Genomic DNA, 19429 nt, shown 5'->3' on the forward strand with positions numbered 1-19429 from the left:
GTGCTGGCGGGGTCGGGGGTGGCGTTGCTGACGGCGGCTTTCGTGGCGATCTGAGGGCTGGTTCCGCGGGTGTGGTGGGTCGGGGTGTGCGCAGGTGACGGCGCCCCCGGGTTCGGGTGAACCCGGGGGCGCCGTGGTGTCGTGGGGGTGTGTGGCGGGTGGGGTCAGCCGGTGTTGCGCAGGCCGGCTGCCACGCCGTTGACGGTGAGGAGGAGGGCGCGGGACAGGAGGGGGTCGGGTTCGGCGCCGGCGGCCGCCGCGTCGCGCTGGCGCTTGAGCAGGGTGACCTGGAGGTGGGAGATGGGGTCCAGGTAGGCGTCGCGGATGCTGAAGGTCTGCTTGAGGGCCGGGGTGGCGTCGAGCAGCTCGCGTTCGCCGGTGACCTTGAGGACCTCGGCGACGGTGAGGGCGTGTTCGGCCTTGATGGTGTCGAAGATGTGGCGCAGTTCGTCGGGGACGAGGGTGTCGACGTAGTGCTGGGCGATGCGCAGGTCGGTCTTGGCGAGGGTCATCTCGACGTTGGAGATGAAGTTGCGGAAGAAGTGCCACTGTTCGTGCATTTCTTCGAGCACGGTGTCGCCTTCGTGGCGCAGGCCTGCCTCGCGCAGGGCCTTGAGGCCGGAGCCGACGCCGAACCAGCCGGGGACGATCTGCCGTGACTGGGTCCAGCCGAAGACCCAGGGGATGGCGCGCAGGCCGTCGAGGGAGACGCCGGAGCCGGGGCGGCGGGCGGGCCGGGAGCCGAGGTGCAGGTCGGCGAGCTGGTCGACGGGGGTGGAGGCGAGGAAGTACGTGGGCAGGTCGGGGTCCTCGACGAGGGCCCGGTAGGCGGCGTGGGCGGCGTCGGAGACGACGTCCATGGCGGCGTCCCAGCGGGCGAGGGCCTCGTCGGACTGGCGGGGGGCGGTGTGCAGGGCGGAGGCCTGGAGGGTGGCGGCGACCGTCAGTTCCAGGTTCTCCCTGGCGAGGGAGGGGATGAGGTACTTGTCGGAGATGACCTCGCCCTGTTCGGTGACCTTGATCTCGCCTTCGAGGGTGCCCCAGGGCTGGGCGAGGATGGCGTCGTGGGAGGGGCCGCCGCCGCGGCCGACGGTGCCGCCGCGGCCGTGGAAGAGGCGCAGGCGGACGCCGTAGCGGTGGGCGACGTCGCGCAGGCGGCGCTGGGCGCGGTGGATCTCCCACTGGCTGGTGGTGATGCCGCCGAACTTGGAGGAGTCGGAGTAGCCGAGCATGACTTCCTGGACGTCTCCGCGCAGTGCCACCAGGCGGCGGTACGACGGGTCGGAGAGCATGTCCTCCAGGATGGTGTCGGCGGCCTTGAGTTCGTCGGTGGTCTCCAGCAGGGGGACGATGCCGATCTTGGCCCAGCCGGCGTGCAGGTCGATCAGGCCGGCCTCGCGGGCGAGGACGGCGGCGGCGAAGACGTCGTCGGCGCCCTGGCACATGGAGATGATGTAGGACTCGATGACCTCGGGTCCGAAGACTTCGAGGGCGCGCTTGACGGTGAGGAAGACGCCGAGGGTCTTCTCGCCGGCGGCATCGACGGGGGCCGGGGTGGGGGCGAGGGGCCGGCGTGACCTGAGTTCCTTGGCGAGGAGCTTGGTGCGGTACTCGCGGGGCATGTCGGTGTAGCGCCAGGATTCCTCGCCGAGGCGGTCGAAGAGCTGGCCGAGGGCGTGGTGGTGGGCGTCGGCGTGTTCGCGGACGTCCATGGTGGCGAGCTGGAGGCCGAAGGCGGCGAGGGTGCGGATGGTGCGGTTCATGCGGCCGTCGGCGAAGAGTCCGCCGCGGTGTTCGCGCAGGGAGGTCTGGATGAGGGTGAGGTCGTTGAGGAGCTCGCTGGTGCCGAGGTAGTCGTGGCCGGGCTCGTGGGGGATGCCCTTGGCGAGGCGCTGCTTGGTGTTCTCGAGCTTCTGGCGGATGCAGGTGGCCTTGAGCCGGTAGGGCTCCTCGGCGTTGAGGCGCTTGTAGCGGGGGCTGATCTCGGGGAGTCGCTCGAGGTCGTTCTGGAGGGAGGCGAGGAGTTCGTCGGTGGCGCCGGTGTAGCGGATGGAGTTCGACAGGAATCCGCGCAGCTCGTCGATGGTCTCCAGGGCGTCGTTGATGCCGTGTTCGTGCTGGAGGATGAGGACGTCCCAGGTCACGGCGGGGGTGACGTTGGGGTTGCCGTCGCGGTCGCCGCCGATCCAGGTGCCGAAGGTGAGGGGGCGGGTGTCGTCGGGGAGCTTGACTCCGACGCGTTCCAGTTCGGCCGTCAGGTCCTCGAGGACGTCGCCGACGGCGCCGGCGTGGAGTTCGTCGAGGTAGTAGATGGCGTTGCGGGCCTCGTCGGCGGGCTCGGGGCGTACGACGCGCAGTTCGTCGGTCTGCCAGACGAGGTCGATGTTCTCGGCGAGGCGGGTGTCGTAGCGGCGGCGGTCGGACTCGATGACCGGGGTCTCGAGGAGTGCGGCGATGCGCCGGAGCTTGTTGAGGACCGACCGGCGCGCGGCTTCGGTGGGGTGTGCCGTGAAGACGGGGCGCACGTTGAGGTGGCGGACCGTCTGGGCGACGTGTTCGGGGTCGGCGTCCTTGAGGCGGTCGGCGGTGCGGGCGAGGAGGCCGCCCTCGGCGGCGCGGCGCTCGCGCAGTTCGCGTCCGCGGTGGACCTGTTCGGTGACGTTGGCGAGGTGGAAGTAGGTGGAGAAGGCGCGGACCAGCTTGGCCGCGGTCTCCAGTTCGATGCCTCGCAGCAGCTCGGCGGCGGCGTCGCCGTCCTCTCGGGTGAGGCGGCGGACCTTCTCGACCAGGTCGAGGAGCTCGGGGCCCTCCTGCCGGACGAGGGTCTCTCCGAGGAGGTCGCCCAGTCGGCGGATGTCGGCGCGCAGCTCGGTGCTGGTCGTGGTGTTGGCCTGGCCAAGGTCGTCGGCACTGCTCACAGGTGCGGCTCCTTGCAGTGTTGAAGCTCGTCCGGGAGGGAACTCGGATGCCGGGCCTCGCGGCGGACGCCGCATGGGGGTCCTGACATCCGGGAAGAAATCAGAGCGGACCGCGCTGTCCGACCGTCTCCAAGGATAGGTGTCCTCGGGGACGCGCAGGTTGGCGGGCTCTTGCCGCGGGGCGGTGCGCTGCCATACTTACGATGCCGTAGGTTACGGAACCGTAGGTATCACCCCGAGGTTCCGTGGGCACGGCGACCTCCCTCCTTCCAAGACCCCCCAGGGGACGTGCATGACCACAGGCTCCAACGTGATCGAAGACCCTTCGAAGACGCCGGGCGGCGCCACCACGCCGTCCGCCACGCTCGGTGGCGAGCAGAAGCGATCCATCGAGCAGATCATGCTGCTGCTCTTCATCGTCGTCCCGTTCCTCGCCGTGCTGGCCGCGGTGCCGCTGGCGTGGGGGTGGGGGGTGAGCTGGCTGGACATGGGGCTGATGGTCTTCATGTACTTCCTCGGCTGCCACGGCATCACGATCGGTTTCCACCGGTACTTCACCCACGGTTCGTTCAAGGCGAAGCGGCCGTTGCGGATCGCGTTGGCGGTCATGGGTTCCCTGGCGGTGGAGGGTCCGCTGGTGCGTTGGGTGGCCGACCATCGCAAGCACCACAAGTACTCCGACGCGGACGGCGACCCGCATTCGCCGTGGCGGTTCGGGGAGACGGTGCCCGCGCTGATGAAGGGCCTGTGGTGGGCCCACATCGCATGGATGTTCGACGAGGAGCAGACGCCGCAGGAGAAGTACGCGCCGGACCTGATCAGGGACCCGGCGATCCGCCGGATCTCGCGGCAGTTCGTCCTGTTCACCGTGGTGTCGCTGGCGATCCCGCCGCTGGTGGGCGGGCTGGTGACGATGTCCTGGTGGGGCGCGTTCACGGCGTTCTTCTGGGGCTCGCTGGTGCGGGTGGCCCTGCTGCACCACGTGACGTGGTCGATCAACTCGATCTGTCACGCGGTGGGCAAGCGTCCGTTCAAGTCCCGCGACCGTTCCGGCAACGTGTGGTGGCTGGCGGTCCTGTCCTGCGGCGAGTCCTGGCACAACCTGCACCACGCCGACCCGACGTCGGCGCGCCACGGGGTGATGCGGGGCCAGGTGGACTCCTCGGCGCGCTTCATCCGGTGGTTCGAGATGCTCGGCTGGGCCTACGACGTGCGCTGGCCGTCACGCTCGCGTATCGATTCGCGCCGTAACACCGGTGAGGACGGCTCCCGGCAGGGGAGGGCGGCCGCCGAGGCGGCATGATTGACGGCGTGGCGACCGATCCCAGCAACACCTCCAGTCCCAGCGGTGAAGTGAAGCCGCGGCGAGCGCGCCGTACCAGGATGACGGGGGCGGAGCGTCGTCAGCAGTTGCTGGAGATCGGTCGCACCCTGTTCGCGGCGAAGGGCTTCGAGGGCACGTCGGTGGAGGAGATCGCGGCGAAGGCCGGGGTGTCCAAGCCGGTGGTGTACGAGCACTTCGGCGGCAAGGAGGGGCTGTACGCGGTCGTGGTGGACCGGGAGATGCGCCGGCTGCTGGACATGGTCACCTCGTCGTTGACGGCGGGCCACCCTCGTGAGCTGCTGGAACAGGCGGCGTTCGCGCTTCTCGACTACATCGAGGAGTACACGGACGGCTTCCGCATCCTGGTGCGCGACTCGCCCATCCCGCAGTCGACGGGCACCTTCGCCTCGCTGATCTCCGACATCGCCACGCAGGTGGAGGACATCCTGGGCCGCGAGTTCAAGAACCGCGGCTTCGACGCGAAGCTGGCCCCCCTCTACGCGCAGGCCCTGGTGGGCATGGTGGCGCTGACCGGCCAGTGGTGGCTGGACGTGCGCCGCCCGAAGAAGGCGGAGGTGGCGGCCCACCTGGTGAACCTGTCGTGGCACGGGCTGGACGGCCTGGAGGCCAAGCCGCATCTGATCGGGCGACGCAAGAGCTGAGCGGCGACCGGACACGCGTCGGGCCCCCCGTCCCGTGGGACGGGGGGCCCGACGCGTGTTCCGCGCGGGTGTCCCGGCGCCGGTCGGCGCCGCTCCGCGCGCCGTCAGTGCTTGAAGACGTCCTTCGTCTTCTCCTTGGCCTGTCGCGCGTCACCCTTGGCCTGGTCCGCGCGGCCCTCGGCTTCGAGCCTCTCGTTGCCCACGGCACGGCCGACCGTCTCCTTGGCCTTGCCCTTGGCCTGTTCCATCTTCGCCTTGGACTTCTGCTCGCCTGCCACTGTTCATCACTCCCAGTCAGGTTTGCGTGCGCTCTCTGTACAACGGGTGACCCGCCTCGCCCGCCTCAAACCCCTCCGCTTCCCGGACCTCGTGCCGCCTCGCACCACCCCGCCCTGCCTCGCCCTGCCTCGCCCTGCCCTCACGGCCCGTCGTCGGGCTCGAGGAACTCCAGTCGGTTGCCGACGGGGTCGTGGGCGTGGAAGCGGCGGTGTCCGGGGAGGGCGTCGTCCCAGGTGACCGGTGTCCCGTGCCGTGCCAGCCGGGCCGCGCAGGCGTCGATGCCGGTGACCCGCAGTCCGGGGTGGGCCTTGCGGGCGGGGGTGAAGCCGGGCTCGATGCCCAGGTGGAGCTGGACGGGCCCGGCCCGGAACCAGCATCCTCCGCGGGCAGCGAGCGCGGGCGGCTTGGGGATCTCGGTCATGCCGAGGGCGTCCGCGTAGAAGGCGCGCAGCAGGTCCTCGGAGCCGGGCGGGGCGGCGAGCTGGACGTGGTCGATGGCGGTGAACATGTCAGCCCGCTTTCGTGGCGACGGCGAACAGGCGGCGGAAGGGCAGGACGGTGCCGTGCCCGGCGCTCGGGTAGGCCTCGCGCAGCAGGTCGCGGTAGGCGGTGACGAAGGCGTCGCGTTCGGCGGGGTCGTCGGCGAGGGCGTCGAGGGCGGGGCGCAGTCCGGTGCCCTTGACCCAGTCCAGGACGGGGTCCTCGCCGGTCAGGACGTGCAGGTAGGTCGTGGTCCACACGTCGGTGGCGCAGCCGAGGCGGGCGAGCCGGTCGAGGTAGACGCCGGGTGCGTGGACGGTGTCCTCGTGGCGCAGGACGTGGGCGAGGCGGCTCTTCCAGCGGGGGGCGCCGGCGAGCTCGCGCATCAGGGCGTGCAGCGGGGCGTCGGTGTTGTGCGGGACCTGGAAGGCGAGGGTTCCGCCCGGGGCGAGGCCGTCGAGCCAGCTGGGGAGGGCGTCGAGGTGGCCGGGGACCCATTGGAGGGCGGCGTTGGACACGAGGAGGTCGTAGGTCTCGGCGGGCGTCCAGGCGGTGAGGTCGGCGTGGGCGAAGTCGAGGTGCGGGCCCGCGTGGGCGGCCGCGTCGGCGAGCATCTGCGGCGAGTTGTCGTAGCCGGTGATCCGGGCGGTGGGCCAGCGGTCGGCGAGGACGGCGGTGAGGTTGCCGGGGCCGCAGCCGAGGTCGGCGATGCGGGGCGGTTCGCGGGGCAGGGCGGGGACGCGGGCGAGGAGGTCGGCGAAGGGGCGGGCGCGGTGGCCGGCGTGGCGCAGGTACTGGGCCGGGTCCCAGGAGGGGTTGGTCGTCATGCTGCCGACTCTCCCGCCAATTTATCTCGACGTCAAGAGACTCGACATCAAGAGACTTCATGTCGACACAACCACTACACTGATCGTCATGGAGGACGAGGTCGATCGGCTGGTCGCAGCGTGGCGCCGGGAGCGCCCGGACCTCGACGTGGAGCCGCTGGAAGTACTCAGCCGGGTGAGCAGGCTGGCCCGGCACCTGGACCGGGCGCGCCGGCTGGCGTTCTCCGAGCACCAGCTGGAGCCGTGGGAGTTCGACGTCCTGACGGCGCTGCGGCGCGCGGGAGCGCCGTATCAGCTCTCCCCCGGACAACTGCTGACGCAGACGCTGGTCACCTCGGGCACCATGACCAACCGCATCGACCGCCTGGCGAAGAAGGGCCTGGTGGAGCGACTGCCGGACCCGAGCGACCGGCGGGGCGTGCTGGTGCGTCTCACGGACGACGGCAAGGACCGCGCCGACCAGGCGCTCGCCGGTCTGCTCGACCAGGAGCGGGCGATCCTGGCCGAGCTCTCGCAGCTACAGCGCACCGAACTGGCGGGCCTGCTACGCCAGTTGACCGCCCCGTTCGACAACATCCCCGGCTAGGTCGACCGGGCCGACCCCTGCCCGCCGGGCGAGGGCGACCGCGGCGAGCGTGGAGTGCACGCCCAGTTTGCCGAGGACGTTCTGCATATGGGTGCGCACGGTGTGCGGGGACAGGAACAGGCGCTCGGCGACGGCCTTGCGCCCCAGCCCCGCCACCATGCACCGCAGCACCTCGCGTTCCCTCGGCGTGAGGGACTCCACCAGGCGTTCGCTCTCGGTGCGGTGCTTGCGGGCGGCCGTCAACTCCCGCAGGACGCCGGTGAGCAGGGCGGGCGGCAGGTGCGTCTCCTCGCGCAGCACGCCCCGGATGACGGTCAGCAGGCGCGAGAGCGAGCAGTCCTTCGCCACCCAGCCGGACGCCCCGGCCTGGAGCGCGAGCGCCGCGCGGCGCGCGTCGTCCTTCTCGGCCAGTACGACGACACGGACGTGGGGCTGTGCGCTGCGCACGCCCGCGACCAGCGATATCCCGTCGACGAGGCCGTCCTCCCCCGCGTCGTGCACGGACGCGGCGGACCGTATGCCGGGCAGCGTGTCGCCCAGGTCCGCGTCGACGAGCAGGACGTCGTACCGGCGCCCTTCGGCGACCGCGCGGTCCAGGCTGCGCAGTGCCGCCGGGCCGCTGCCGGCCGCGGACACGTCGACGTCGGGCTCGGCGGCCAGTGCCGCGGCGAGCGATTCGGCGAAGATGCGGTGGTCGTCGACGACCAGTACACGGATGCGAACCACGAAACCCCCTTCCCCGAGCTCCTTCACGGAGCAGGGGATACCCCAAGGTCCGGAGACGGAGAACACCAAGAACGCCACGTACACGGAGAGCATGGAGAACACGGAGAACGGCGACCTGCGCGGGCACGACGCTCGCGGGGAGCGCCCTGGCCGCACGGCCGCCGCCGTGCAGACACTGCTACCCCCACCGCGGGCGTCGTACCCGGCCGTCTCGCCCCCTGATCAGCACCGGCCCCCACCGGTGTTGTTCTCAGCGTAGAGCTGTGGGCCGACAGCGGAAGGCAATGTGCAGAACTAATTCGCGGACGCGTTTATGGTGTGCCGCATGTTCCGTCTTGAGACAGAAGTCGACAGGACTCGGCGCGATCTTCTCCGTTCGCGGCTCCTGGCCGCCAACACGCAGGCGTCACCGGTCCTGCGCGCCCTGCGCGGCACCCCGGCGGAACGCGAGTCGCCGCTGCACGTGTGGGCGTGTGGTCCGGGCGGCGAACTGGCCGGCGGTCTGGTGGGCCACACCTGGACGGCCTGGCTGCACGTCGCCCACCTGTGGGTGGACGCCCGTCACCGCGGGGCGGGCCTGGGCTCGCGGCTCCTCGCCGAGGCGGAGCGCGTCGCCCGCGAGGAACGGGGCTGCACGCGGGTCCGGCTGGAGACGTGGGACTTCCAGGCCCCGGAGTTCTACCGGCGCCACGGCTACCAGGTGGTGTGCGTGATCGAGGACTACCCGCCGGGCGTCACTGAGTACACGCTGACCAAGCGCCTCACGCACGAACCGGGGTGAGGCGCTCCGCGCCCCACCCCGGTGGCGACACCGGCACGGCCCGGTTCAGACCAGGCGCCGTGCTCCCGCGGAGGGCACGGCCTCGAACACCCGCGGGGACGTGTGGCCCGCGGCCGCGAACGCCTCGCCGACGGCCTTGGTGAGCGCCTCGACGTCGGTGGCCTCGGCCAGCACGATCGCCGAGCCGCCGAACCCGCCGCCGGTCATCCGCGCCCCCAGCGCACCGTGCGCGAGCGCGGTGTCGACGACGAGGTCCAGTTCGGGGCACGAGACCCTGAAGTCGTCGCGCAGGGAGGCGTGACCCGCCGTCAGGACCGGCCCGACGGCGCGGGTGTCGCCGCCCGACTCCAGGAGGGCGACGACCTGTTCGACGCGCTGGTCCTCCGTGACGACGTGGCGCACGAGGCGGCGGATCTCCTCGTCGTCGCCGAGGCGGTCGAGGGCCGCGTCCAGGTCGGCGTACGCGATGTCGCGCAGCGCGTCGACGCCGAGGAGGGCGGCGCCCTTCTCGCAGCCGGCCCGGCGCTTGCCGTACTCGCCGCCGCTGTGGGCGTGCGTGACCCGGGTGTCGACCACCAGCAGGCGCAGTCCCTCGGCGGCGAGGTCGAGGGGGATCTGCTTCTGGGAGAGGTCGCGGGTGTCGAGGAACAGCGCGTGGCCGTCCTCGCAGCACGCGGACGCCGTCTGGTCCATGATGCCGGTGGGCGCGCCGACGTAGACGTTCTCGGCGCGCTGGCACAGCCGGGCGAGCTGCCAGCCCTGGAGGCCGAGCGCGAACAGGTCGTTCAGGGCCAGCGCCACGACGACCTCGATGGCCGCCGAGGAGGACAGGCCCGCGCCCGACGGGACGGTCGACGACAGGTGGACGTCGGCGCCGGTCACCGGATGGCCGGCCTCGCGCAGGGCCCACACCACGCCCGCCGGGTACGCGGTCCAGGCCTTGTCGGACTCGGGCGCCAGCTCGTCCAGGCGCAGTTCGGCGACGCCCGTGTCGAGGTCGGCCGAGTGCAGCCGCAGCACGCCGTCCGTGCGCCGGGAGACCGCGGCGACGGCCGTGTGCGGCAGCGCGAAGGGCATCACGAAGCCGTCGTTGTAGTCGGTGTGCTCGCCGATGAGGTTGACGCGGCCGGGCGCCGCCCACACCCCGTCGGGCCGGGCCCCGTACAGCTCGACGAAGCCGTCCCGGACCTGCTCTGCCCCCATTACCGCTCCCCTGCGCTGTCGGCGATGTGCTGCGCGAACGTCCACGCGTCCGCGACGATACCCGCGAGGTCCGCGCGGGACGGGCTCCAGCCGAGGCGCTCGTGGGCGGTGGCCGCGGAGGCGACCAGGACGGCCGGGTCCCCGGCGCGGCGCGGGGCCGTGATCTCGGGGATCGGGTGCCCGGTGACCTTGCGGACGGTCTCGACGACCTCGCGCACGGAGAAGCCGTTGCCGTTGCCGAGGTTGCAGATCAGGTGCTCGCCGGGCTTCGCGGCCGCGACGGCGAGCAGGTGGGCCTCGGCGAGGTCGGCGACGTGGATGTAGTCGCGCACGCAGGTGCCGTCGGGGGTCGGGTAGTCGTCGCCGTAGACCGAGATGGCCTCGCGGCGGCCCTGGGCGACCTGGAGGACGAGCGGGATGAGGTGCGACTCGGGTGCGTGGCGTTCGCCCTGCGCGCCGTACGCGCCGGCCACGTTGAAGTAGCGCAGGGAGACGGCGCCGAGCCCGTGGGCCGCGGCCTCGCCGCTGATCATGTGGTCGACGGCGAGCTTGGAGGCGCCGTACGGGTTGGTCGGCTTCGTGGGCGCGGTCTCGACGATCGGGACCTGCTCCGGCTCGCCGTAGGTGGCCGCGGTGGACGAGAACACCAGCTTGCGCACGCCCGCCTCGCGCATGGCGCCGAGCAGCGCCATGGTGCCGCCGACGTTGTTCTCCCAGTACTTCTCCGGCTTGACGACGGACTCGCCCACCTGCGAGAACGCGGCGAAGTGGAGCACCGCGTCGAAGGAGTCGTCGAGGTGCTTGCCCGCGTCGCGGATGTCGCCCTCGATGAACGTGGCGCCGGCGGGGACGCCCTCGCGGAAGCCGGTGGAGAGGTTGTCGAGGACGACGACCTCGTGGCCGGCCTCCAGCAGGTGCTGGGCGACGACGCCGCCGACGTAGCCCGCGCCGCCCGTGACCAGATACTTGCCGCTCGTGCCGGTGGTCCCGCTCATGAACTCGCTACCTCTCGCAGTCGCCGGGCCGCGAACTCCGGCGGCACGTCGTTGATGAAGACGTTCATGCCGGACTCGGAGCCCGCGAGGAACTTCAGCTTGCCGGACGTGCGGCGGATGGTGAAAAGCTCCAGGTGCAGCCCGAAGTCGTCGCGGTTGACGCCCTCGAACTCCTCCAGCGCGCCGAACGGCGCCTGGTGCCAGGCGGCGATGTACGGCGTGGGCGGTTCACCTTCGCCGAAGATCCGGTCGAAGCGCCTCAAGAGTTCCAGGTAGACCTGGGGAAACTCTGTGCGCGCGTCCTCGTCGAGGGCCAGCAGGTCCGGCACCCGGCGCCTGGGGTACAGGTGCACCTCGTAGGGCCAGTGCGCGGCGAACGGCACGAACGCGACCCAGTGTTCACTCTCCAGGACGACCCGCTCGCCCGCGAGTTCACGCTCCAGGACGGCGTCGAAGAGGTTCTCCCCGCCGGTCGCCTCCTTGTGCGCGCCGACCGAACGCAGCATCAGGGCGGTGCGCGGGGTGGTGAACGGGTAGGCGTAGATCTGCCCGTGCGGGTGACCCAGTGTCACGCCGATCTCGGCGCCGCGGTTCTCGAAGCAGAACACCTGTTCCACGGAGGGCAGATGCGACAGCTCGGACGTCCGGTCCGTCCACGCGTCCAGGACGAGTCGCGCCTGCTCCTCGGTCAGGTCGGCGAAGGCCGCGTTGTGGTCGGAGGTGAAGCAGACCACCTCGCAGCGCCCGGAGTCGCCGGCCAGCGAGGGGAAACGGTTCTCGAAGACGACGACGTCGTACGAGGAGTCCGGGATCTCGCTGAGCCGGTCGCCCTGCGAGGGGCAGAGCGGGCACTCGTCGGCGGGCGGGTGGTAGGTGCGGCCCTGCCGGTGCGAGGCGACGGCGATGGAGTCGCCGAGCAGCGGGTCGCGCCGTACCTCCGAAGTGGTGACCGTGGGGTCGAGCGGACGTCTGTCCACCGCGTCGCGCACCGCGTCGTCCCGCTGGTCGTAGTAGATCAGCTCACGACCGTCGGCCAAGCGGGTCGAGGTCTTCTTCACCGCGACTCTCCTCCGTACCTCTAGATCCGCGGACCTAGACCCGTACACCTAGCGAAGCTTCCAACAGAACCAAACACATAAAAGCACAAACTCCCAGCCAGGTCACCATCACAACCAAACAAAGAACACCAAAAGAAGTGAGCAGGGCATGCGAACCCCCACACACCCGTCGCCACAGCTGGCCGCGGAGCTGCGCCTCCCCACGAACTGGCTCGACTACACGATCCTCGGCATCTACTTCGTCGTGGTCCTGGGCATCGGCTTCGCCGCCCGCAGATCGGTGAAGACCAGCCTCGACTTCTTCCTCTCCGGCCGCTCCCTGCCCGCCTGGATCACCGGTCTGGCGTTCGTCTCGGCCAACCTGGCCGCCACCGAGATCCTGGGCATGGCCGCGAACAGCGCACAGTACGGCGCGTACACCGTGCACTGGTACTGGATCGGCGCCATTCCGGCGATGGTGTTCCTCGGCCTGGTGATGATGCCGTTCTACTACGGCAGCAAGGTCCGCTCGGTCCCGGAGATGCTGCTGCTGCGCTTCGACAAGGCCGCGCACCTGCTCAGCTCGGCCCTGTTCGCGTTCGCCGCGATCCTCATCGCCGGGGTGAACCTGTACGCGCTCGCGATCGTCGTCGAGGCGCTGCTGGGCTGGCCGCAGTGGGTGGCGATCGTGGTCGCGGGCTTCTTCGTGCTGGCGTACATCACGCTCGGCGGCCTGTCCTCGGCCATCTACAACGAGGTGCTCCAGTTCTTCGTGATCCTGGCGGCGCTGATCCCGCTGTCGGTGCTGGGCCTGAAGAAGGTGGGCGGCTGGGACGGCCTGAGCGACAAGCTGACCGCGACCCACGGGGACGACTTCGTGACCGCCTGGGGCGGCACGGGCATCGGCAGCGCCAACCCGCTGGGCGCGAACTGGCTCACGATCGTGCTGGGCCTCGGCTTCGTCCTGTCCTTCGGCTACTGGACGACCAACTTCGCCGAGGTGCAGCGCGCCCTGTCGGCGAAGAACCTCTCCGCGGCCCAGCGCACCCCCCTCATCGCGGCCTTCCCGAAGATCTTCATCGTCTTCCTGGTGATGATCCCGGGCCTGGTCGCCGCGGTCCTGGTCCCGAAGATCGGCACCGGCGGCTCGGACCTCCAGTACAACGACGCGATCCCCTACCTCATGCAGGAGCTGCTGCCCAACGGTGTGCTGGGCATCGCGGTGACGGGCCTGCTGGCCGCGTTCATGGCGGGCATGGCGGCGAACATCTCGTCGTTCAACACGGTGTTCACGACCGACATCTGGGCCAAGTACGTGGTGCTGGGCCGGGAGGACGCCTACTACGTCCGGTTCGGCCGTCTGATCACGGCGATCGGCGTGGCCGCGTCCGTGGGCACGGCGTTCCTGGCGTCGTCCTTCTCCAACATCATGAGCTACCTCCAGACGCTGTTCTCCTTCTTCAACGTGCCGATGTTCGTCGTCTTCATCGTCGGCATGTTCTGGAAGCGGGCGTCGAAGAAGTCGGGCTTCTGGGGCCTGCTCGCGGGCACCACGGCCGCGATGGTGAACTACTTCGTCCTCTACAAGCAGGACGTCATCGGCATCCCCACCGACCAGGGCGCCAACTTCGTCTCCGCGATCGCGGGCTTCGTGGCGGGCGCGGTCGTGATGGTGATCGTGTCGCTGTTCACGGCCCCCAAGCCGGCCGAGGAGCTCCAGGGCCTGGTCTACGGCACCGTCTCCCCCGGCATGGCCGAGCCGCCGGCCGCGGGCGACGACGCGTGGTACCGCCGTCCGGCCCTGCTGGGCTGGGGCGCGCTGATCCTGGCCGCCCTGTGCTACATCCCGTTCTCGTTCTGAGCCCTCGCGACACCTGCGGGAGGATGGAAACGCCATGTCCGAGCAATTCGAACCGTCCGAGAGCGCCGAGGCCGCCGCGGAGCGGCTGCGGCGCGCGGGGTACTCCGAGGCCGACGTCCAGCGCGAGGTCACCGAGCTGGAGCAGAAGTCCGCGACCGCGGCCCGCATCTTCGACCTGCGCCGCATCATCGGCGGCCTGTTCGTCGTCTACGGCGTGATCGTCACGATCGCCGGCATCACCGACAGCGACGCGGAGATCGACAAGGCCCAGGGGATCAACATCAACCTGTGGACCGGCCTGGGCATGCTGGCCCTCGGCCTCTTCTTCCTGGTCTGGCTGAAGCTGCGCCCGGTCGCGCCGGTGACGCCCACCCTGCCGCCCGAGGCACTGGAGGGAGACCGCCCGCGTCGTTCTAGTCCTCGTGGCTCGCGACGTTCGCGTTGACGGCGTCGTCGCCGTTGTTGCAGATCTGCTGCGTCGCGGTCTGGTTCGACGAGGTGCCGAGCAGCGGGAGGTTCAGGTTCGGGATGTTGATGAGGCCGAACGAGATGTTCTCCACGTGGTTGGCGCACTGCCTGGAGTCGCCGTCCGAACCCGAACCGTGGGCGGAGGCGGCTCCGGTCCCGGCGAGGCCGAGGGTCCCGATCATGGCAGCCACGAGCACGGTCTTGTGAAGCTTGCGCATTACATTCCCTTTTCCGGCTGAGTGACATGCTTCGTCACTGAATGGAGCGGTACGATCACCGACCGTATGGTGCGGTGATCCGATCCGCACCTCCGCGGACGCCCATCTGCGCGCCTCACGCGACGGCCAGCTCGCACCACACGAGCTTGCCGCGGTGTCCCATACGGGACAGCGGCTGCCAGTGCCAGACGTCGGCGCAGGCCCGGACGAGGCCCATCCCCCGCCCGCTCTCCGCGCCGGTCACCTCCTCCAGCCGACACGGCGGCCCGGGCGGCTCGGGGTCGGCGTCCCACGCCCCGATCTGGAGGACGCCGTCCCGGAACCGCAGCCGCAGACAGGCCGGGCCCTTCGTGTGCAGGACGGCGTTGGACATCAGCTCCGAAGCGAGCAGCTCCGCGGTGTCGAGGAGGCCGATCAGCCCGTGCAGGGTGAGGACCAGACGCAGGGTGCGGCGGCAGACGGTGACGGCACGGGGATCGCTCGGGATGAAGAGCGAGTACTCCCAGGAGTCGGCGGGGTCGACGGGGTGGGCTGCGGCGGGCATGGGTCAGCTCCAGGAGGGGCGTGGGGAGTGGGACGCACCGGCGGTGGCCTGCCTCAGCCGCCCTGGCAGGGCGGAGCGGTGCACTTCCGCAGCGTGCGCGGTGCGTCACCGACGGTAGGGTAGAAATTCATACCCTCGCAAGCGCCTCCCGTAATCTGTCCCCCGAACGAGGAGTCCCGGAGAGGCAGTTACGCGGATGACCATGCGGAACCAACCCACGGCACGGCAGGTGCGCCTGGGTTCCGAGCTGCGCAAACTGCGGGAGGCGGCAGGCCTCCCGGCCAAGGAGGTGGCGGGGCTCCTCGGGTCGAGCTCAGCTCACATGAGTCAGATCGAGGCCGGGACATCGGCAATCAGCGAGGAGCGGCTGCGCAGGCTGGCAGCGCACTGCGCGTGTGCGGACGAGGAGTTGATCGAGGCGCTCGTGGCGATGGCGACGGAGCGCTCGCGCGGTTGGTGGGACGACTACCGCGGGGTCCTGCCCCAGGTGCACATGGACGTGGCGGAGGCCGAGCACCATGCGACCTTCCTGCACGAAGTCGTCATCACATACGTCCCGGGACTACTGCAGACACCCGAATACGCCCGCGCCGTCTTCGGGTACATGCGTCCCGAGTTGCCCGACAGCGAGCTGACAGCCCGGGTGGAACACCGCATCCGCCGTCGCTTGGTCATCGAGCGTGATCACCCGACCTCTTACGAAACGATCGTCCACGAGTTCGCCCTACGAGTCCGGGTGGCTGACCGTCGAACCGCATCCGCCCAACTCCGTTGGATTCTCGACCAGATCGAGCAAGGGCATGTCTCGGTGCGCGTCATTCCCATGGATCAGGACGGCTTCGCCGGTGCCGACGCATCGATGATGTACATGGGCGGGCCGCTGCCCCAATTGGACACCGGGATGCGGGACACCCCCACCGGCACCCTGTTCATTGACGCAGAGGCGCAGTTGCGACAGCTTCGAACTCTCTTTCGCAAGGTGGAGAAGGCGTCATTGGACCCGACCACGTCGCGGGACTTCATCCACGGCATGACCAAGGAGCTGTGAGTCGCCCTATGAAAACTGGCCTGCGCTGGCAGAAATCCACGTTCTCCGGAGGCGGCGAGGGCAACACCTGCATCGAACTGGCCGCAGCCTGGCAGAAATCGACGTTCTCCGACGGCGGCGAAGGGGACACCTGCGTAGAACTCGCCGCCTCCCCCGCCGACGCGGCCCTGCACCTTCGGGAGAGCGAGGAGCCGGGGACCGCTCTCACCACCACCCCCGCCGCGCTCGCCCACCTCCTGGCAGGGATACGCGCCGGCCTGGGCCGCTGATCAGACCTCGGCGTCGCTGCCCGCGATCTCGCCGCTGCGGGCCGCCGCGACCAGGGCGACCGTCAGGATCACCGCCCCGTCGACGACGTGCGTCGACGGCGGGTAGCTCGCGAGGGTGTAACCGTCGCCGGTGAGCAGGACGGCGCTGAGCGCCGCGAGCGGCAGGCCCGCCGTGCACGCGGCCAGGAGGCCTCGCGGCACCGGGTGGGCGAGCAGCCGCCGGGGGGCGAGCGCCAGGGCGACGCCGGTGGCCGTGCCCACCGCGAGGCCGAGCGCGAGGCCGCCGAGCACGGCGAGTCCCGCGGCGGCCGCCAGCGCGCGGGCGGTCCCGTACAGGCCGCCGGTCAGGAAGACGAACGCCGCGACCAGGCACAGGACGCCGCCGACGCCGGCCGGCCACGCCCCGATCAGCGCGCCGACGCGGGCGCCGCGCCGGACGATCGCGCGTGCTCTCATGCGGGCTCCCCCGGTTCGGCCGCCGTGTCGCCGGAGCCGTGCGGCAGGGGGCCCGCGCGGTCCAGGAGGCCCGTGCGGGCGGCCAGGGCCGCCGCCTCCAGGCGGGAGCCCACGCCGAGCTTCATCAGGACCCGCTGGACGTGCGTGCGGGCCGTCGACGGGGCGATGTTCATGCCGGCGGCGATCAGCCGGGTGTCCTCGCCGTCGGCGACCCGGACGAGGACCTCGACCTCGCGCGGGGTGAGCATCTGCAACAGCCGCTGGCCCTCGTCGTCCGGCTGGGCCGCCGGGTTGAGCAACTCGCCGAACGCGCCCTGGAGCAGGGACGGGGCCACGGCCGCCTCGCCCGCCCTCGCCTTCATGATGGCCCGCTCGACACCCTCGATGCGCTCGTCGTGGCGGACGTAGCCGGAGGCGCCGGCCGCGAAGGCGGCGGCGATGCCGCGCGGACTCGGGACCGGCCCGAGGACCAGGACGGCCACCTGCGGTCGTTCACGCTTGATGCGGACCACCGGGTCGAAGATGCCCGGCTCGGCCGGGAGCGCGGTGCCCAGCAGGCACACCTCCGGAGCGCGGGTGATCACCAGTTCCGCCGCCCCCGCGGCCGGGGCCGCCGCGGCGAGCACCCGGTGCCCCCGCAGCTTCAGCGCCGAGGCCAGCGCCTCGGCGAGAAGTCGGTGGTCGTCGACCACCATCAGCCGCACTCCCACGAGCAACCCCCCAGTCCCCCCATGGATGCCCACACGGATCCACGCGCACCAACGGGGGGCGCCCCCCGGCACCCCCGCTCTTCATGCCCGAGGAAGCTACACGCTTGTTCGACGTTGCGCTCCCCCTACCGGCGAGAAGTGCCCCGGATCGCCGAAAATCCTCGCATTCGAGGGTCATGCACGATAAATGCGCGGCCCCGCCCCTGAGCAGGGACGGGGCCGCGACGGCAATGAAGATGATCAGCTGCCCGCAGGGCCGAAGCCGACGGCCAGGTACTGCGGATCGCCGCTCGACAGCGACCCGTCGTCGGCGTACACCTCGGCCATGTACAGGCGTCCCTTGCCGAAGAGGACCTCGGAGTACTCCGGCGACATGGCGATCTCGATGTCGTGCACCTCGTCCGTGGCCGGGTTCTCCAGCAGCTTGGTCTCCTTGAACGACGTGCCGGCCAGGCTGACGACCTGTCCGCCCTTGTCGTACGGCGGCCGCTTGTAGGCGATCAGGTTCGCGCCGTCCATGCGCAGCGGGTAGATCGTGTAGCCGTCGCCGGCGTCCGCGCGCTGGCCGGTGGGCTTGCCGGTGGCCAGGTCGAAGGCGACGATCTCGTTCGACCGGCCGCCGTCGCCGCCGCTGTCGTGCTCCTCGGTCGGGACGTAGATCCGGTCGTTGCCGACGGCCAGGCCCATGCAGGCCTCGACCCGGGTGATCCCCTCGCAGTCGGCCGCGTACTCGTCGCCCGGCACCGAGATGCGGGTGCGCAGCTTGCCGGTCTTGTTGTCGATGGAGAAGAAGTCCGAGATGCCGCTGCCGTCGCCGGCGCTGTCGCCGACGTCGGCCGCCACGACCAGCGGGTCGGTGGACACGATGGACGCGTACTCGATGCCCGAGGCGAGCTTGTACTCGGAGATCACCTTCCCGGAGACCGGGTCGATGGTCTGGATGTGCAGCTCGGGGTTGTCGTAGGGGCCGCACTTGCGCACGGCCACCAGCTTGGGACCGCCGCCGTAGCCGTCGTCGTAGCAGGTGTCGCCCGGCTTCGGCGCCCACAGCGCCTTGCCGGAGTCGACGTCGAAGGCCGCGCCGCCCTCGGTGCTGCCCAGGGCGACCGTCTTCGCGCTGACCGTCACGTTGTCGAAGGTGACGTTGCGGTCCCCGGTCGCGACGGTCTTGCGCCACAGCTGCTTGCCCGCGACGAGGTCGATCGCGGCGACCTGGTCGCAGCCGGCCGTCTTGGCGGTGCTCGCCTGGAAGGTGACCGCCGTGCGGAAGTCGGCGGTGGCGAAGCGACTGGCCTCGCACACCGGGCCGGGCAGCGGCACCGTCCAGAGCTTGGTGCCCTTGACCAGGTCGTAGCCGGCGATCTCGTTGACGCCCGTCTTCACGTACGCCTTGTCGGTCAGCCAGGAGCCCTTGACGCCGACGTGGTCGCCCTTCTTGACCACGGGCATCGGCGTCTTGAACAGGACGCCGGCCGCGGGGTCGGCGGGGGCCTTCTCGGTGCCGCCCGCCGTCGTGCCGCCGCCCGCGGCGCCGCCCGTGCCCTTGTCCCCTCCGCCGCCGTTCGCGCCGCCGGAGCTCGACTCGTTCTTCTTGCCGCCGTCCCCGGAGTTCGCGTACCAGACGCCGCCGCCCACGATGAGCGCGATCGCGGCGACGGCGGAGACGATGATCGCCATCTGCGCGTTGATCTTCCGGCCGGATCCCGTGGACCCCGCGCCGACCTGCGGCTGCATGGGCACGGTCGGCTGGCCCGGATAGCCGTAGCCGGGCTGGGCGGGGTAGCCCGGCTGTCCGGGCTGGCCCGGGTAGCCGTAGCCCGGCTGCTGGCCGTACGCCGTGGCGGGCTGGCCGTAGGCGCCCGGCTGGGGCTGGCCGTACGCCGACGGGCCGGGGGCCGAGGCGCCCGGCTGGGCCGGGTAGCCGTAGCCGGGGCCGGCCGCGGGCGGCGCCTGCGGGTAGCCGTAGCCGGGCTGCGGCTGCGGGGGCTGCGGGGGCCCGGACGGCGCCGCGGGGGCGGCCGCCTGCGGCGGCTGGGG

The 19429-nt window shown here is 71.0% G+C and carries 21 protein-coding genes; 8 read left to right on the forward strand and 13 right to left on the reverse strand.

The features are described from left to right. Positions 1 to 164 precede the first annotated feature (164 nt). The gene (ppc, locus tag KMS84_RS31945; protein WP_256919975.1) at positions 165 to 2918 is read right to left on the reverse strand and encodes a phosphoenolpyruvate carboxylase; all 2754 of its coding nucleotides are present in this window, start codon (positions 2916 to 2918) and stop codon (positions 165 to 167) included. A gap of 292 nt (positions 2919 to 3210) precedes the next feature. Between ppc and KMS84_RS31950 the strand changes: the two genes are divergently transcribed. Beyond that, positions 3211 to 4221, forward strand: a complete 1011-nt coding sequence (locus KMS84_RS31950; protein WP_256919976.1) for an acyl-CoA desaturase — start codon at positions 3211 to 3213, stop codon at positions 4219 to 4221. Further along, positions 4218 to 4904, forward strand: coding sequence for a TetR/AcrR family transcriptional regulator (locus tag KMS84_RS31955; protein ID WP_256919977.1), 687 nt, complete (start codon positions 4218 to 4220; stop codon positions 4902 to 4904). The genes KMS84_RS31950 and KMS84_RS31955 overlap by 4 nt, the downstream gene beginning before the upstream one ends. Before the next feature lie 104 nt (positions 4905 to 5008). On the opposite strand, the gene KMS84_RS31960 is transcribed toward KMS84_RS31955, so the two are convergent. The 3 genes from KMS84_RS31960 to KMS84_RS31970 all read right to left on the reverse strand — a co-directional run bounded on the left by KMS84_RS31960 (position 5009) and on the right by KMS84_RS31970 (position 6490). Then, entirely contained in the window at positions 5009 to 5182 is a 174-nt protein-coding gene (locus tag KMS84_RS31960) for a CsbD family protein (RefSeq protein ID WP_069768604.1), read from the reverse strand. Between the two features lie 140 nt (positions 5183 to 5322). Next, positions 5323 to 5691, reverse strand: coding sequence for a VOC family protein (locus KMS84_RS31965; RefSeq protein ID WP_256919978.1), 369 nt, complete (start codon positions 5689 to 5691; stop codon positions 5323 to 5325). A gap of 1 nt (position 5692) precedes the next feature. Next, on the reverse strand, positions 5693 to 6490 hold the full coding sequence (locus tag KMS84_RS31970) for a trans-aconitate 2-methyltransferase (RefSeq protein ID WP_256919979.1): 798 nt from the start codon (positions 6488 to 6490) through the stop codon (positions 5693 to 5695). Between the two features lie 88 nt (positions 6491 to 6578). Here KMS84_RS31970 and KMS84_RS31975 point away from each other — a divergent pair, with 88 nt between their 5' ends. After that, on the forward strand, positions 6579 to 7076 hold the full coding sequence (locus tag KMS84_RS31975) for a MarR family winged helix-turn-helix transcriptional regulator (protein WP_256919980.1): 498 nt from the start codon (positions 6579 to 6581) through the stop codon (positions 7074 to 7076). On the opposite strand, the gene KMS84_RS31980 is transcribed toward KMS84_RS31975, so the two are convergent. Beyond that, positions 7035 to 7802 (reverse strand): LuxR C-terminal-related transcriptional regulator, encoded by a 768-nt coding sequence (locus tag KMS84_RS31980; RefSeq protein ID WP_256919981.1) that lies wholly within the window; start codon positions 7800 to 7802, stop codon positions 7035 to 7037. The genes KMS84_RS31975 and KMS84_RS31980 overlap by 42 nt on opposite strands. Positions 7803 to 8115: 313 nt before the next feature. Here KMS84_RS31980 and KMS84_RS31985 point away from each other — a divergent pair, with 313 nt between their 5' ends. After that, complete coding sequence (locus KMS84_RS31985) at positions 8116 to 8583, forward strand: GNAT family N-acetyltransferase (RefSeq protein ID WP_256919982.1); 468 nt, start codon at positions 8116 to 8118, stop codon at positions 8581 to 8583. 45 nt (positions 8584 to 8628) lie between these two features. Here KMS84_RS31985 and galK read toward each other — a convergent pair whose 3' ends face one another. The 3 genes from galK to galT are packed head-to-tail and all read right to left on the reverse strand — an operon-like array spanning position 8629 to position 11839. Beyond that, a complete protein-coding gene (gene galK / locus KMS84_RS31990; protein ID WP_256919984.1) occupies positions 8629 to 9786 on the reverse strand; it encodes a galactokinase in 1158 nt (385 codons plus the stop codon). Continuing rightward, the gene (galE, locus tag KMS84_RS31995; RefSeq protein WP_256919985.1) at positions 9786 to 10781 is read right to left on the reverse strand and encodes a UDP-glucose 4-epimerase GalE; all 996 of its coding nucleotides are present in this window, start codon (positions 10779 to 10781) and stop codon (positions 9786 to 9788) included. Before galE ends, galK begins: the two co-directional genes overlap by 1 nt. After that, on the reverse strand, positions 10778 to 11839 hold the full coding sequence (gene galT / locus KMS84_RS32000) for a galactose-1-phosphate uridylyltransferase (RefSeq protein WP_256919986.1): 1062 nt from the start codon (positions 11837 to 11839) through the stop codon (positions 10778 to 10780). The genes galE and galT overlap by 4 nt, the downstream gene beginning before the upstream one ends. A gap of 148 nt (positions 11840 to 11987) precedes the next feature. Between galT and KMS84_RS32005 the strand changes: the two genes are divergently transcribed. Together KMS84_RS32005 and KMS84_RS32010 are read left to right on the forward strand one after the other, a co-directional pair. Next, positions 11988 to 13679, forward strand: coding sequence for a sodium:solute symporter family protein (locus KMS84_RS32005; RefSeq protein ID WP_256919987.1), 1692 nt, complete (start codon positions 11988 to 11990; stop codon positions 13677 to 13679). Between the two features lie 34 nt (positions 13680 to 13713). Beyond that, a complete protein-coding gene (locus KMS84_RS32010) occupies positions 13714 to 14124 on the forward strand; it encodes a hypothetical protein (RefSeq protein ID WP_256919988.1) in 411 nt (136 codons plus the stop codon). On the opposite strand, the gene KMS84_RS32015 is transcribed toward KMS84_RS32010, so the two are convergent. Both KMS84_RS32015 and KMS84_RS32020 read right to left on the reverse strand, forming a co-directional pair. Continuing rightward, positions 14093 to 14365 carry a hypothetical protein gene (locus tag KMS84_RS32015; RefSeq protein WP_256919989.1) on the reverse strand — a complete coding sequence of 91 codons (273 nt, stop codon included), beginning with the start codon at positions 14363 to 14365 and terminating at the stop codon, positions 14093 to 14095. The genes KMS84_RS32010 and KMS84_RS32015 overlap by 32 nt on opposite strands. A 115-nt stretch (positions 14366 to 14480) precedes the next feature. Further along, positions 14481 to 14909 (reverse strand): ATP-binding protein, encoded by a 429-nt coding sequence (locus KMS84_RS32020; RefSeq protein WP_256919990.1) that lies wholly within the window; start codon positions 14907 to 14909, stop codon positions 14481 to 14483. Between the two features lie 196 nt (positions 14910 to 15105). Between KMS84_RS32020 and KMS84_RS32025 the strand changes: the two genes are divergently transcribed. Further along, entirely contained in the window at positions 15106 to 15957 is an 852-nt protein-coding gene (locus tag KMS84_RS32025) for a helix-turn-helix domain-containing protein (RefSeq protein WP_256919991.1), read from the forward strand. Positions 15958 to 15965: 8 nt separating this feature from the next. Continuing rightward, on the forward strand, positions 15966 to 16226 hold the full coding sequence (locus KMS84_RS32030; protein WP_256919992.1) for a DUF397 domain-containing protein: 261 nt from the start codon (positions 15966 to 15968) through the stop codon (positions 16224 to 16226). Here the strand turns inward: KMS84_RS32030 and KMS84_RS32035 are convergent, their stop codons facing one another. From KMS84_RS32035 to KMS84_RS32045, 3 genes are all read right to left on the reverse strand, one after another. Then, the gene (locus KMS84_RS32035) at positions 16227 to 16682 is read right to left on the reverse strand and encodes a hypothetical protein (protein ID WP_256919993.1); all 456 of its coding nucleotides are present in this window, start codon (positions 16680 to 16682) and stop codon (positions 16227 to 16229) included. After that, positions 16679 to 17392: a helix-turn-helix transcriptional regulator gene (locus KMS84_RS32040; protein ID WP_256919994.1), complete on the reverse strand. Its 714-nt coding sequence runs from the start codon at positions 17390 to 17392 to the stop codon at positions 16679 to 16681. The genes KMS84_RS32035 and KMS84_RS32040 overlap by 4 nt, the downstream gene beginning before the upstream one ends. Before the next feature lie 240 nt (positions 17393 to 17632). After that, positions 17633 to 19429 (reverse strand): outer membrane protein assembly factor BamB family protein (locus tag KMS84_RS32045; RefSeq protein WP_256919995.1); only part of this gene is annotated, 1797 nt, incomplete at its 5' end.

Origin of the sequence: Streptomyces hilarionis (assembly GCF_024539675.1) — a bacterium.
Taxonomy (GTDB): domain Bacteria; phylum Actinomycetota; class Actinomycetes; order Streptomycetales; family Streptomycetaceae; genus Streptomyces; species Streptomyces hilarionis.